The following is a 13840-nucleotide window of genomic DNA, read 5'->3' as shown; positions in this document are numbered from 1 at the left end:
GAACAGATTCTAACGACTGACAGGGTCAAAATTCAAAACTGTAATCCAGGTACAGACGCTGCTCATCGGAAAGGACAGCGCTCTGCGACGCTGACTGATAATTGGCGTAGCGCAATTGGATGCGGTGTTGGCGGGCAACCTTTACGATAAGGTCAAGGTCAAATTCGCGCCCCCAGTCGACATCATCGGTGACGCTTTTAAAAAAATGGTAGCGGGCGTCAATTTTCAGCGGAGATTTTCTCCAGCTCGCTTTTACTGCGCGATCAACCATTCCTTCGCTATCAATGGCAAAGGCTTTGTCGGCCCAGCCCTGGAAGTCGTGCACTGATGCCAGCGGCGTGACAAATCCAACTCCCCCGCTGGCACCCAGACGTTCCTGCTGCAGCCCCACTTCAAGGGAGTGTAAAGCCAGCGCGAATTCAATACGCGAGTATGAATTTGTCGGCGCATCCTCGATCTGCATGCGCTTTTGCAGGGCGCCCTCAATTTCCGAGCGCCACTTCAAACCGGCAATACGCCGCTCGAAGCCGTAGAGCAAACCGAGGCTCCGATTGGACTCCGCTCCGACATCGCGGTTGTCGATGTGATAGTAATAAATGCCCAGGTCACTGAAGTCCCACTCGTTAAAATGGGCGTTGATAAGGTGGCTGTTGTGCTCGTGATCCCCCAAAAAACCACTCTCCTCCGGATCGCTGCCCCCGGGATAATAACCATCATTCCGGCGGGGCTGCCCGTCGGCATCGTCACCGAAAATCCGGTTGGCATTGGCGATGTAGGCATAAAACAGCCTGGACGCGCTGAACAATTCGTAACTGGCCGAGAGCGCATCGAAGGTCTGGTCGTTCTGCCAATAACCGTTGGAACCGATAAACCGCTGATTGTCCAGGGTAATACGCTGGCGTCCCAACAAGACTTCCGCCTGGGAAAAAGTCAGGCCCAGTGCCGCCTGATTGACCTCAGTACCCGGCACGTCGGGGATCAGGGGCATGTCATTGAAGCGAGCGCCATCGCTGTGTTCATCCCGCCACCCGGTGGAAACGTGGTCGATTTCAGCCAGGGTGGAAAATATCCCACTCCACTCGGATTCCAGTGTGAAACGCAATAGCAGGGAAGTCGCGCGACCGTCGGTATTCCCGGCATCCACATAAGCGCCGCGCAGGCGGGATTCAAAATGCAGGTCGTGCTCTTGCGCATCGGCAGGCCGGGCAACAATCAGACTCAATCCGAGCGTGAGACTGAGTAATGGTGCACGCCGGAAGCTACCAATCGTCGGCATTACCGTCGTGCAAAAAAGTGACATGGCCCATTTCGTCCATTTCTTCATAGAGCGGGTCCGGCATAGGGTTTTGCCGGCAATCCATATAATTCATCGCCGGAAGAGAGTGGATATCGACATGCTGAAGCTGGTTATCAAAGATATAAATCTTTTCGACCTTTGGCAGTTCTTTATAGTGAAATGCCTCTAGCACGTTGTTATTGGCTTTCAGCAACTTGAGCTTGGGCAGCTTCTCCAGTGACAAGGACTTCAGCTCGTTGCCGAATAAATACAGCGTCTCCAGGGATGGCAGGTCAGCGAGTTCCAGCGACTGCAGCTGGTTGCGGGCCAGGTTCAGCGTTTCAAGCTTCTTCAGGGGTGGCAGCTGGGCGCGGGCGATGCGGTTTTTATACAGGGAAAGGCTTTTAAGGTTGGAGAATCCGGCCAGCCCCGCCAGGTTTTCAATCGCCTCGCTGTGGCAGCGGATATCGGTCACCTGATCAGCGGAGGTCCAGCCATTTTTCTTTGCAAGCCGGGAGACACAGTCGGCGAGGTGCGGGTCCACGAGACCAAACTCTTCGCCCCACCCCAGCGGCGCCAGAAAAAGCATCAGCACGGCGAGCGGCAAGCCGCGTTTTATAACTCTTTTCAACCTGGAAACCGCAGTTGGGCGTGAAAAAGGCAGATAAGATATTGGAGTGCATAGTGAATTTAAAGATCGCGTGGTCACCTTATTGGTGATGAGTCGATTTTTAAATTTGCCAAGTGCGCCAAGAGCTCGCCTGGACTTTCGTGACCCAACTGCGGTTTCTAGGTTCATAGTACTGGCCCGTTCACCAACGGCTTGGCATCGTAGCATAGGGGAAATTTGATGGCGAACCGAGGACAGCAAAATTGTGCGCGTAGTCACTCTGTCTCAGGCCGCCATGTATTTTCAGGTGCGCTCGTTCAGGCGCACGCAGACCCCTTTGGCCAGCAACTCATCACTGGGCTCATCGATCGGGCTGCCACCGTATTCTTCACGTGTCAGCATCAGGTAGGCGGAATCGCGAATCAGGCGATAGTTTGCCTCGTCAAGTGACAACACCGACTGCTGCTTGTCGAATACCAGCAACGGGCGCACCTGCCCGTCGCGACGCGACGCCGCCCACAGTTGCACGCTGTGATCCTGTAAATCGAGTGTTTGCTCCCATTTCAGCCAGAGCTGCCTGCCATCGCTGGAGGTCAACGCGGTCAGCAGGGGCTCACCGTCATCGGCGACCAGTACCGCGACATAATCGGCGTTTGGCAGCGCCGGCACCTGCTCGCGGTCGTAGGCCCAGAAAGCCACGCTGAATATCCACACGAATGACAGCGTCAGGGCGGCGTACTTCCACGGCCACTGCCATACGTGAACGCTCTGCCGCCCTGGGTCATTTGCCCGATTGATGCGAGCCTGGATCCTTGTCCAAGTGGAGGACTTTGGAGCGCGGACCTGATTATCATCCTGGATCGCCATAAGCTGCTCCTCCCAAAACCTGACTTCGCGCTGAAGCCAGGGATCCTCGCGCAGGCGCGCCGCAAATGCCGCGCGCTCATCGCCGGGCAGGGTGCCGGATACATACTCGAAAGCGAGCCCCCGGTTCAATTCACCAGCTCGATCTTCGTTTCCAGACATTCTCTTAACCTCTCGGAGCCCCGGCGCAACCACGATTTCACCGTGTTGACCTTGGTATCCAGTGTCACTGCCAATTCCTCACGGGAATAACCGTAAAGGTAGGCCAATTCGATGCATCGCCCGACTTTTACGTTGAGTTCGCGCAGGCACTCGTCAATCGCTCTCCGGTCCTGCCCCTGTTCAACCAGTCCCTGCGGCGTATCGCCGGTGCTGGCGCTTTCGAGACACTGCTCTTCATCGCCGGCATCGACAGGCCGGCGCCGATGCTTCGCTTCCGCCTTGACCAGGTCCAATGCCCGGTAGCGCACGATACTGCTCATCCAGGTTAATGGCCTGGCCAGGTGCGGGCGGTAGGAAGCGGCGTTTTGCCATATCTGTACAAAGGCGTCCTGCAGCACTTCGTTACTCAAGTCGTCGCTTCCGACTATGCGGTAGGCAATACTGTTGAGAAAGCCGGCACAGCGGTCGTACAGATTTTGCAGGGCCTGCTGATCATTTATCGCACAGCGCGCGATCAATATCGCCAGTTCGTCGTCTTTCGCTTCCATCTAGGCGTCACGTTCCGGTTGAATTACATCTGAATCGGCGGTTTCGGCGTGGATTCAGGCCCCACAACATCACTGTACGCCGATGAGCCGCAAAAAGTTGCAGCTCCATCCGTTCCGGAAGCTCTCTCATCCTTCAGCCCTGTACCGTCTCGGAAAAAACATGGATCACCACTACCCCGCCGACGATCATCGCCATTCCGATCATCGCCGGCAAATCCGGCACCTGCCGGTAGACTACGGCCCCGGCAACCGCCACCAGGAGGATGCCCAGGCCCGCCCAGATGGCGTAGGCGATGCCAACTGGCAGGGTGCGCAGCGCCAGGGACAGCATATAGAAGGCAGTGCCGTAGCCAAGCACCACAATCACGGTGGGAATGGGCCTGGTGAACTGCTCCGAGGCCTTGAGCGCGGTGGTGGCAATGACTTCGGTAACGATCGCTATCGCGAGGTACAGGTAAGCTATTTTCATCGACATCCTCAGGGATAGGTGTAGCTGGCCTGCAACCCCAGCGGTATACCCAGCGACCAGTAGGCCACCAGGAACAGCGACCAGCACACCAGGAATACTACTGAATAAGGCAGCATCATCGATACCAGGGTGCCGATCCCGGTGCCCTTCACGTAGCGTTGGCAGTAGACCACCACCAGCGGGAAGTACGGCATCAGCGGGGTGATGATATTGGTGGAGGAGTCCCCCACCCGGTAGGCGGCCTGGGTGAGATCTGGGGAAAAGCCGATCTGCATCAGCATAGGCACGAAGATAGGCGCCAGCAGCCCCCATTTGGCTGAGGCGGAACCGACGAACAGGTTGACGAAGCCCACCAGCAGGATAATGCCGATCAGGGTCACCGGCCCCGGCAGATCCATCGCCGCAAGCGCATTGCCGCCTTTGACCGACAGCAATGTCCCCAGGCCGGACTGCGCGAACTCGGCGATAAACAGCGCGCAAAAAAACGCCATCACTATGTAGTAGGCCATGGAACTCATGGTCCGGGACATCGCGTCGATCACGTCCTTGGATTTTTTGAAGGTGCCGGCGGCATAGCCGAACACCACACCGGGCAGAATAAACAGCAGGAAAATCAGCGGTACTATGGAGCGCATCACCGGCGCATCGAAGGAGGCCAGTTGCCCCTGCGCATCCCGCAGTGCCGAAGCTCCCGGGATCAGCCAGGCCACCAAGCCGGCGATGCCTGCGACCATCACTGCCAGGGAGAGATAGAGCGCTTTTCTTTCGCGTCCGCCGAGGTCCCGGATCTCCGGCATTTCCTCATCGTTGCCATCGATGGCGACTCCCTCCAATCGCGGCTCGATGACCTTGTCGGTAAGCCACCAGCCCAGCAATACGATCACCACCGAGGAAGCGGAAGTAAAGAACCAGTTGTTCAGGGGGTTCAACTGCATCTGCGGATCGACGATCTGCGCCGCCGACTGGGTAAATCCCTGCAACAGCGGATCGATGGCGGAGGGTACGAAGTTGGCGGAGAAACCACCGGAGACGCCGGCAAAAGCGGCGGCGATACCCGCCAGTGGATGCCGGCCCGCCGCATAGAAAATCACTCCGCCCAGGGGAATTACCAGCACATAGCCCGCATCCACCGCGGTGTGGCTGACAATGGCTACCAGAATAAGCATCGGGGTGAGCAGCATTTGCGGCGTCACCGCCAGCAGTTTTTTCAGCACCGCGTTGATAAAGCCGCTCTGCTCCGCCACGCCTACGCCGAGCATCGCCACCAGCACCACGCCCAGCGGTGCAAAGCTGGTAAAGGTGGTGACCATGCCGGAAAGAAAACGGGCCATCTCGCTGCCGGAGAGCAGGTTGGTCACCCGGATGGATTCACCGGTTGCAGGGTGCAGGGCCTGGAAGTCGACCCCGGAGAGCAGCCAGGAGAGAACCCAGACCACCACCATCAGGATCAGGAAGAGTACCGCCGGGTCCGGCAGTCGGTTGCCGACGACTTCGATAAAGTTGAGGGCGCGGTTGACCCAACCGTTCCCGCCGCCTCCGGGCTGATTGCCGGGGTCTGTCTGCGCTTCAGCCATCGGTAAACTCCCTGTTTCCTACCTGTTCTTCTACTTCTTCTCTGTAGGAGCGGCGGGGCGGCCAGCGGCGGATGGCCGCCGCTCCTACAAAGTAGTCAGATCGCCGAGGCGGCGAGAGTTAGCGAATCCTGCGAATGCCCACCGCGTGGCGCAGTGTTTCGATAAAGGGCGCCGAATAGGCGCGGGCCTTTTCCGCGCCCTTTTCCAGCTCAACCTCGATCTGCGCCGGGTTGGCCAGCAGTTCGTTGTAACGCTCCCGGGCTTCGCCGATCTGGCTGTTGATCAGCTCGAAGAGCTGCTTCTTGGCTTCACCCCAGGCGATGCCTTCCTCGAAGGCCTTGCGCATTTCCCCGGTCTGCCCCTCGCTGGCAAAAGCCTGCCAGATCTGGAATACGGTGGAAGTGTCCGGGTCCTTGGGTTCACCCGGTTCCAGCAGGTTGGTTTTGATTTTGTTGATATGTTTTTTCAGCTGCTTTTCCGGCAGGAACAGCGGAATGGTGTTACCGTAGCTCTTGCTCATCTTGCGACCGTCCAGGCCCTGCAGCACCGCCACATGGTCGTCCACCACTGCTTCCGGCAGCGCAAAGTGTTCACCGTAGTGATGATTGAAACGCTGGGCGATATCCCGGGCCATCTCGATATGCTGCACCTGGTCCTTGCCCACGGGTACCTTATTGGCGTTGAACATCAGCATGTCTGCGGCCATCAGGATCGGGTAGCTGTACAGGCCCATGGTGATGCCGAAGTCTGAGTCCTCGCCGTCGGCGCGGTTGGCGTCCACCGCCGCCTTGTAGGCGTGGGCGCGGTTCATCAGGCCCTTGGCGGTCATGCAGGTGAGCAGCCAGGTGAGTTCCGGGATCTCGTGGATATCGGACTGGCGGTAGAAGATCACCTTGTCGGTATTCAGGCCCAGCGCCAGCCAGGTGGCGGCGATTTCCAGGGTGGACCTGTGCACCAGCTCCGGGTCCTGGCATTTGATCAGCGCGTGGTAGTCTGCCAGGAAATAAAAAGACTGGTTGTCTTCCTGCTGGCTGGCGGCGATGGCGGGGCGAATCGCTCCCACATAGTTGCCCAGGTGGGGGGTGCCGGTGGTGGTGATGCCGGTCAGTATGCGCTGCTTAGTCATAAATCCACAATAGTCCGTGCTGCATTCTCGGGAAAGGCGGAATAATAACCTTTTCCCGGCTGGGGTTGTATGGCCCGGCATTGCGGCCCCGATGTAGGAGCGGCCGCTGGCCGCGATCGGTTCAGGTAGTGGGCGTGACGTGAAGACCGAGCACTGAAATGAGACTGATCGCGGCCAGCGGCGGATGGCCGCCCCGCCGCTCCTACAGGGAACCGACCAGGCCGGCGAGCAGGCTGCGATATTCGCCCGCCAGATTTTGCCAACTGAGATCGGAAACATCCGGCACTGGCAGGGGTTCACCGCAACCGATGCGGTTCGCGCACTCGAACATGGCCCTGCTCAGGTTGGCGGCGCAGGACTCGGTATCTTCGGGGAAGTGGTAACCGCCACGGCCGAACCATTCCGGATAGGCCAAGCTGTCCGGCACCAGGGGCTGGCAGCCGGCGGCCACCGCTTCCAGTACCGCCAGCCCCTGGAAATCGTGTCGCGCAGTGGAGAGCACCGCGTGGCTTTCCCGCAACAGCCGCCGGTATTCCGCCCCGTCCTGGCGATAGCCCCAGGCGCCCAGTGCGTTGTGCTTTTGCAACAACTTGCGAATCCGCGCGAATTCCGCAGGCTGACGGCGGAACTGCTGGCCGACCAGGTGCAGGGTAAAGGGCAATTGGTGTTGTGCGAATCGGCGCAGAGCGGCCAGCAGGATATCGGGGCCCTTGTCGTGTTCCCAGCGATGATTCCAGATAAAGGTTGGCTTATCCGGCCTCGCTCCCGGACCTGCAAAGACTTCAGTTTCCAGAGGAACCGGCAGAACACGGGATTTATCGGCGATTTCCGGGCAGAGGTCCGGGGGCACACAATCGGGGAAACGCCCGAGTAGTTCCTGCGCGCCCTCGAGCAGGGTGCGGCGGTTGTAGTCGGAATTGAACAGCAGCAGGTTGCCGCTGAGCGCGGTGTAGATATTCAGCAACTGTGGTTCCACCGAGGTGAAGGCATCCGCAGTGCTCGGATAGGCAAACTGGTTCTCGTGAAAATAGACCGCGGTGGGCACGGCGGCGATCTGCGGCACCAGGCCGCGCAGCGCAGAGAGGTCTGTCATGGAGGTGACGACGATCAGGTCCCAGGGGCGGCTCAGGGTTTCCGCCGCCTCTCCCCTGCCCCAGCTCAGGCTATTGCCGCGGATACGCCAGCTGAAATAGCGCGGCGGCAGTGTGAGCACTGTCCACTGCCATTCCGGAATCGCCGCCACTAAGCCCTCGCGCCAGCGTTTGTGGCTGTCGGCGTCGTAGGCGGAGAGCAGCAGGACTTTCATTCTCTGATCAATCCTGTGTAGGAGCGGCCGTTGGCCGCGATCAAGTGCAAGTTAAGACGCTGACATCGATCGCGGCCAACGGCCGCTCCTACAGGGTGCATTGCACCGATATCGGCATTCAGTCAAAGGAACGCACATTCATCAGTCGCGCCAGCAGGCTGGAGGTATCCCAGCGACCGCCGCCTATGGCCTGCACCTCGCTGTAGAACTGGTCCACCAGCGCGGTGACCGGCAGCAGTGCGCCGTTGCGCCGGGCCTCGTCGAGGACGATGGCCAGGTCCTTGCGCATCCAGTCCACCGCGAAGCCGTGTTCGTAGTCGCCGGCGAGCATGGTCTTGTAGCGGTTCTCCATCTGCCAGCTCTGGGCCGCGCCTTTGGAGATCACCTCGATCACCTGTTCCGCGTCCAGGCCCGCGGCCCCGGCGAAGTGCAGACCCTCCGCGAGCCCTTGGACCACCCCGGCGATGCAAATCTGGTTGACCATCTTGCACAACTGACCGCTGCCCACGGGCCCCAGCCGGTTGACCGCGCGCGCGTAGCAGTCGATCAGAGGATGGGCGCGCTGGTAATCGGCCTCTTCGCCACCCACCATCACGGTCAGGGCCCCGTTTTCAGCGCCCGCCTGGCCGCCGGACACCGGTGCATCCAGAAAGCCGATCCCCTTTTCGCGGCCAATTGCAGCCAGCTCCCGCGCCATGTCGGCGGAGGCGGTAGTGTGGTCGACGAACAGGGTTCCGCTGTCCATGCCTTCAAAGGCGCCCTGGTCGCCCGCTACCACTTGGCGCAGGTCATCGTCATTGCCCACACAGGCGAATACCATCTCGGCATCTCGCGCGGCTTCCGCGGGGGTTGCACAGGCCTCTCCCGAATAATCCGCCAGCCACTGTTGCGCGCGGCTGGCAGTACGGTTGTAGACGCGCACCGAGTGGCCCGCCTTGGCCAGGTAGCCAGCCATCGGGTAACCCATCACGCCGAGACCGATAAAAGCGACTGTTTTCACAATAAATTACCCCCAGATCATCCAGATTAACGCGGCGCCCAGCAGCAGGCGGTAGATTGCAAAAGGAGCCATGCCGATGCGGCTGATAAATTGCAGGAAGAAATGAATGCACAAGTAGGCGCTGATACAGGACAGCACGGTGCCCAGCAGTATGTCGCCCCAGGGCACCACCTCCAAGGAGAGCAAATCGAAACTCAACAGCATGGCACTCAGCGCAATCACCGGGATCGACATCAGGAACGAGAAGCGCGCGGAATCCTCGCGTTTCATACCCAGCATCAGGCCCGCCATCATGGTGATGCCGGAGCGGGAAGTGCCGGGGATCAGCGCCAGAGCCTGGGCGATTCCGATCGCCAGGGCTTTCTTCCAATTGAGCTGCGCCAGTGTCCCAGTGCGCTTGCCCCGAATATCCGCCCACCAAAGCAGCACGCCAAAGCCGATGGTGGTAGCGGCGATCACCGCTGCGGAACGCAAATGCGTTTCAATGTAGCCCTTGAAAATCAGGCCGACAAGACCCGCGGGAATGGTGGCCAGCACGATCAGCCAGGCCAGGCGCCCCTCGTCGGTGTAGCGATTGTTCACCAGCCCACCCAAACCGTCCCGCAGTAGTACCCAGACATCGCGGCGAAAATATACCAGCACCGCGATGAGCGAGCCGAAGTGCACCGCCACGTCAAATGCCAGCCCCTGATCCGGCCAGCCCAGCACCTCGGCGGGCAGAATCAGGTGAGCGGAGCTGGAAATGGGCAGGAATTCGGTAAGACCCTGAATCAGGGCCAGAACGACTATCTGAATGGTATCCATAGGGTGTTAACTACTGCGAACGGATTTTCTTTCTTTTCTGCCAGCTGACTTCATTGCGCAGGTACAGGGGCTCCAGTTCCTCCGCAGCCACCGCGGCCCCCTTCCGCCACAGCGACAGCGCCAGTTCAGCAATATCCCGCGCGTGGATCTGCACCCGACTGTCGATTTCCGTCAGCGGGGCCTCCGCGAACTCGGCGTAGTGCCAGCCGGGACCGGCAGCGTACAGCGGTCGCGGCAAGTCGGCCCGGTTCAACTGGTGCACCACCTGTTCGGGATTTTGTACCGCCTCCGGGAGCAGGCTGTCGTGCGGAGCCTGCGCGGTGTAAACACCCCAGTAAACCTGCTGCATGCGCGCATCCAACGCGCTAGCGACCGGCGCCTGGCCCCACTCCGGGTGATTCCGCCGGGCGCCCATGGCCAGCGCAGCGAGGCTGGAAACCGGTACCACCGGCTTGTCTGCTGCGAACGCCAGCCCCTGGGTACAACTGATCGCAATACGCAGCCCGGTAAAGGAGCCGGGGCCGCGGCTCACCGCCAGGGTGTCCAACTGGCCGAGAGTGAGCCCGGCGTCCGCCAGCACCCGGTCCACCATAGGCAGCAGGCGCCGCGTGTGATCCCGCTCCGCCAGCACGAACTCTTCGCGGGTCTGTCCGTCACAGTGCAGGGCCACGGAGCAGGCTCCGGAAGTGGTGTCCAGGGCAAGGATTTTCACAGCACTCTCGATCCAATACTAAGCGAGGGGCGAATTGTGTCATGTCCCGCCCAATGAGTCATGCCATCCGTTTTGCATAACCGAAGGTTGACCGAAGGGTGAGGGCCAGAGACGGCCCGAATGAAAAAGCCCCGGCCACAGCCAGGGCTTTGCAGGAGAGCCCCGTATACAACTGGGGCTATTATCGCCGCCGCTATAAACTACTGCTTCTTCGGCGGACGGCCGCGACGGGCGGTCTTTTTCTTGGCAGCGGTCTTTTTGGTCGCAGTCTTCTTAGCTGCAGACTTCTTGGCCGCCGTTTTCTTGGGTGGGCGTCCCCGCTTCTTCGGCGGGCGGCCGCGGCGGGCTGTGGTCTTCTTCGCTGCAGTTTTCTTGGCTGCGGCTTTCTTCTTCGGACGGCCGGCCTTCTTCGCCGCTTTCTTGGTGGCCTTCTTGGCCTCTGCCTTGGATTTGGCCGCGGCCTTCTTCTCCAGGGCCTTGGCTTTAGTCGCGGCTTTCTTGGCAGCAGCCTTTATCTTGGCCGAGGCTTTTTTCTCCGCCGCCTTTATTTTCTTGGCATCCTTCTTGGCGCGATCCCTGGCCCAGCGGGATTCAAAGGCTTTTAGCGCTGCGACCAGGTCCTTCTCCGCTTTGGAAGACAGTTTCTCCGCCATCTCGGCCACTCTCTGCTTGGCGGCCTCCTCGGCTTCACGTACTGAGTCCATTGCTTTGGCCTTGGCTAGGGCAATCTTGGCCTCGGCCATTTTGGCGCGCAAGTCTTTTGCTTTCGCGTTCGCGCTGCTCAAAGATTTCCTGGCAGCGGCGGTACCACTTTTTTGCACCCGCGCCCGGGCCTTGGCGACGCGATCCAGCTGGGCATCCAGCGATTTGGCCGCCGAATCCACAGCCTTTTGCGCTTTGTCTATGGCCGGCGATACCGCTGCCGGTGATTTGGGTTTCGCGGGGCGTTTCCGCGCTTTCTTTTTCGCTACTCGTGCCATCCCTTATCTCCTCACTCGGTGGAAGAAATACCTCAGCAAACTCAAAAGTGTGCCGGCAGTATTGCCGTTTTCTCTCTCTGAAGACTCTCCATGAAAAAAACTGCCGGAAGGCAGCGGAAAAGTCATTTCAGGGTCAGCCGCAACGTGTAATTCGATGCAACTGTATCAAAGTTAATAAAAAAAACTGGCTTTGCAAGAAAAAAGGTCAAAAAAATGGATTTTTTTACATAAAAAGGGGATTTTTTTGGCAAATCCGCCCGCAAATCCGTTTTCAGCCGATTTGGAGCTGGCAAATGGGAATTTACTGGCGGTTTTCGGGCAGTTTTTCCTGAACAATTGTCGCCAGCACTTCGATATGATCCGGGCGCAGGTTTAGCGCGGGGATATAGCGGTAATCTTTACCACCGGCGTCGAGAAAATTAGCGCGATTCTCCACTGAAATTTCCTCGAGGGTTTCCAGGCAGTCGGCGGAAAATGCCGGGCAGATCACGTCCACACTGGAAATGCCCTGCCCCCCCCATTCGATCAGTTGTTTATCGGTATAGGGCTGTAGCCACTCTGCCTTGCCAAAACGGGACTGGAAACTGATCTGCCAGCGGTCCTCCCCCAGTTCCAGCTCCGCAGCCAGGTGTTCCGCCGTATCACAGCACTGGCGGTAATAGGGGTCTCCCTTGGCGATATTCGCCTTGGGGATACCGTGAAATGACAACAACAGCTTTTCAGCCGCCCCCCGCTTCCGCCAGTGCTCACGCACCGAGTTGGCCAGGGCGCGGATATATAAAGGGTGCCGGTAGTAATCCCGCACCAGGGTGATATCGGGAATATCCCGGTTATTGCGATACAAGCGCGCCACCTGGTCGTAAACCGCCGCAGTGGTGGTGGCGGAGTATTGAGGGTAGAGCGGGAAAACCAGAAATGACCCGAAACCTTCCCGGCGCAAGTGTGCGACGGTTTCCTCCAGCCCCGGTTTGCCGTAGGTCATGGCGTGGGTGACGGTAATATCCGCGCGCTGACCACTCAGATATTCCTGTAGCAATTCCGCCTGGCGGCGGGTGTAGTAGAGGATGGGAGAACCCTCTACCGGTTCGCCGTCCGCGCTGCGATCCCAGATTTCGCGGTAGGCGGGAGCGATGCGGCGCGGCCGCAGTGGGAGTACCAAGCCGTGCAAAATGGCCATCCACAGCGGGCGGGGTATTTCCACCACCCTCGGATCGGACAAAAATTCACGTAGGAACTGCCGCACCGCGGTGGGCGTGGGTTCAGCGGGGGTACCCAGGTTCATCAGGATAACGGCGGTGGGCATGTCAGAGATCAGAAAACAGAGGACAGAAGACGGAAAGTATCGGGTAAGTTCCGGCGGCTTTCTTCACTATTTTGTCCATAGGACAGTTCCCTCTGTTCTCCGACTTCTGTCACTTGTCCTCTGAAACGGTCAGGGCTGTGAGTATCTTTTCGCGAATATCGTCCATGGAGCCCACCCCCATCACCTTGCGATATACGGGAGCCGTCTCAGGGGAACGTTCGGCCAGCTCGCAATAAAAGCCCACCAACGGCTCGGTTTGCTCATGGTAAACAGCGAGACGCTTGCGCACAGTCTCCTCGCTGTCGTCACCTCGTTGTACCAGCGGTTCGCCGGTAACATCGTCTTTGCCCTCTTCCTTGGGCGGATTGTACTCGACGTGGTACACGCGGCCGGACCCCTCGTGCACCCGGCGGCCGGACAGACGCTTGACGATCTCCTCGTCGTCCACGGCAATTTCCAATACATAATCGATGACGACATCCGCATCCAGCAGCGCCTGAGCCTGGGGGATGGTGCGCGGGAAGCCGTCGAACAGGAAGCCGTTGGCGCAGTCCGGCTGGGCGATACGGTCCTTAACCAACGCAATGATTAGATCGTCGGACACCAGCTTGCCGGCGGCCATGATGTCCTTGGCCTGCAGCCCCAACGGAGTGCCCTCTTTCACCGCGGCACGCAACATATCGCCGGTGGAGATCTGCGGAATATCGAACTTCTCTGTAATAAAGCGGGCCTGAGTACCCTTGCCGGCCCCCGGCGCTCCCAGGAGAATGATTCGCATGGTCAGATTGCCTCCAGATTCTGCTGGCGTTCCGATGCCCGCCGCGCCAAAAGAGCGCTACCTTACACGCTGGCCCTGAGCAGGGCAAGGTCGCGCGTTTACCGGGCACTGCCCGGTGCGCGACCTTGCGACCCGCCAGGGATGGCGGGGCCGGGGCCCAAACAAACACGTCGCAGCAGCGCCAGGGATGGCGTGCACAAATCCAAATACCCGCAACGGCCCAACCGGACAGCGCGCGTTTACCGGGCACTGCCCGGTGCGCGACCTTGCGACCCGCCAGGGATGGCGGGGCCGGGGCCCAAACAAACACGTCGCAGCAGCGCCAGGG

14 protein-coding genes are annotated in these 13840 nt (G+C 59.5%); all 14 read right to left on the bottom strand.

Annotated elements, in window-relative coordinates:
* Positions 1-25: 25 nt before the first annotated feature.
* Entirely contained in the window at positions 26-1324 is a 1299-nt protein-coding gene (locus FHS09_RS05575; RefSeq protein ID WP_183457588.1) for a hypothetical protein, read from the bottom strand.
* A complete protein-coding gene (locus FHS09_RS05570) occupies positions 1260-1907 on the bottom strand; it encodes a leucine-rich repeat domain-containing protein (protein WP_183457586.1) in 648 nt (215 codons plus the stop codon). The genes FHS09_RS05575 and FHS09_RS05570 overlap by 65 nt, the downstream gene beginning before the upstream one ends.
* Before the next feature lie 282 nt (positions 1908-2189).
* Complete coding sequence (locus tag FHS09_RS05565) at positions 2190-2912, bottom strand: anti-sigma factor (protein ID WP_183457584.1); 723 nt, start codon at positions 2910-2912, stop codon at positions 2190-2192.
* Positions 2879-3460, bottom strand: a complete 582-nt coding sequence (locus tag FHS09_RS05560) for an RNA polymerase sigma factor (protein WP_183457582.1) — start codon at positions 3458-3460, stop codon at positions 2879-2881. The genes FHS09_RS05565 and FHS09_RS05560 overlap by 34 nt, the downstream gene beginning before the upstream one ends.
* Positions 3461-3593: 133 nt before the next feature.
* On the bottom strand, positions 3594-3929 hold the full coding sequence (locus FHS09_RS05555; RefSeq protein ID WP_183457579.1) for a DMT family transporter: 336 nt from the start codon (positions 3927-3929) through the stop codon (positions 3594-3596).
* Between the two features lie 8 nt (positions 3930-3937).
* Positions 3938-5503, bottom strand: coding sequence for an AbgT family transporter (locus FHS09_RS05550; RefSeq protein WP_183457577.1), 1566 nt, complete (start codon positions 5501-5503; stop codon positions 3938-3940).
* A 118-nt stretch (positions 5504-5621) separates the two neighbouring features.
* On the bottom strand, positions 5622-6629 hold the full coding sequence (locus FHS09_RS05545) for a tryptophan--tRNA ligase (protein WP_183457575.1): 1008 nt from the start codon (positions 6627-6629) through the stop codon (positions 5622-5624).
* Positions 6630-6831: 202 nt separating this feature from the next.
* Positions 6832-7935 carry a tRNA-queuosine alpha-mannosyltransferase domain-containing protein gene (locus FHS09_RS05540; protein WP_183457573.1) on the bottom strand — a complete coding sequence of 368 codons (1104 nt, stop codon included), beginning with the start codon at positions 7933-7935 and terminating at the stop codon, positions 6832-6834.
* A gap of 118 nt (positions 7936-8053) precedes the next feature.
* The gene (locus tag FHS09_RS05535) at positions 8054-8935 is read right to left on the bottom strand and encodes an NAD(P)-binding domain-containing protein (protein ID WP_183457571.1); all 882 of its coding nucleotides are present in this window, start codon (positions 8933-8935) and stop codon (positions 8054-8056) included.
* A gap of 6 nt (positions 8936-8941) precedes the next feature.
* A complete protein-coding gene (locus FHS09_RS05530) occupies positions 8942-9739 on the bottom strand; it encodes an undecaprenyl-diphosphate phosphatase (RefSeq protein ID WP_183457569.1) in 798 nt (265 codons plus the stop codon).
* 10 nt (positions 9740-9749) lie between these two features.
* Positions 9750-10451 carry a tRNA (adenosine(37)-N6)-threonylcarbamoyltransferase complex dimerization subunit type 1 TsaB gene (tsaB, locus tag FHS09_RS05525; protein WP_183457567.1) on the bottom strand — a complete coding sequence of 234 codons (702 nt, stop codon included), beginning with the start codon at positions 10449-10451 and terminating at the stop codon, positions 9750-9752.
* Positions 10452-10651: 200 nt separating this feature from the next.
* On the bottom strand, positions 10652-11335 hold the full coding sequence (locus FHS09_RS05520; RefSeq protein WP_343057409.1) for a hypothetical protein: 684 nt from the start codon (positions 11333-11335) through the stop codon (positions 10652-10654).
* Between the two features lie 397 nt (positions 11336-11732).
* Positions 11733-12734, bottom strand: coding sequence for a ferrochelatase (gene hemH, locus FHS09_RS05515; protein ID WP_183457563.1), 1002 nt, complete (start codon positions 12732-12734; stop codon positions 11733-11735).
* A gap of 109 nt (positions 12735-12843) precedes the next feature.
* On the bottom strand, positions 12844-13512 hold the full coding sequence (gene adk, locus FHS09_RS05510; protein WP_183457561.1) for an adenylate kinase: 669 nt from the start codon (positions 13510-13512) through the stop codon (positions 12844-12846).
* Positions 13513-13840: the final 328 nt, after the last annotated feature.

The organism is Microbulbifer rhizosphaerae (assembly GCF_014191725.1).
GTDB classification, from domain to species: domain Bacteria; phylum Pseudomonadota; class Gammaproteobacteria; order Pseudomonadales; family Cellvibrionaceae; genus Microbulbifer; species Microbulbifer rhizosphaerae.
Note: the sequence above shows the minus strand (reverse complement) of the source record. Positions and strands in the feature narration are given on the sequence as shown.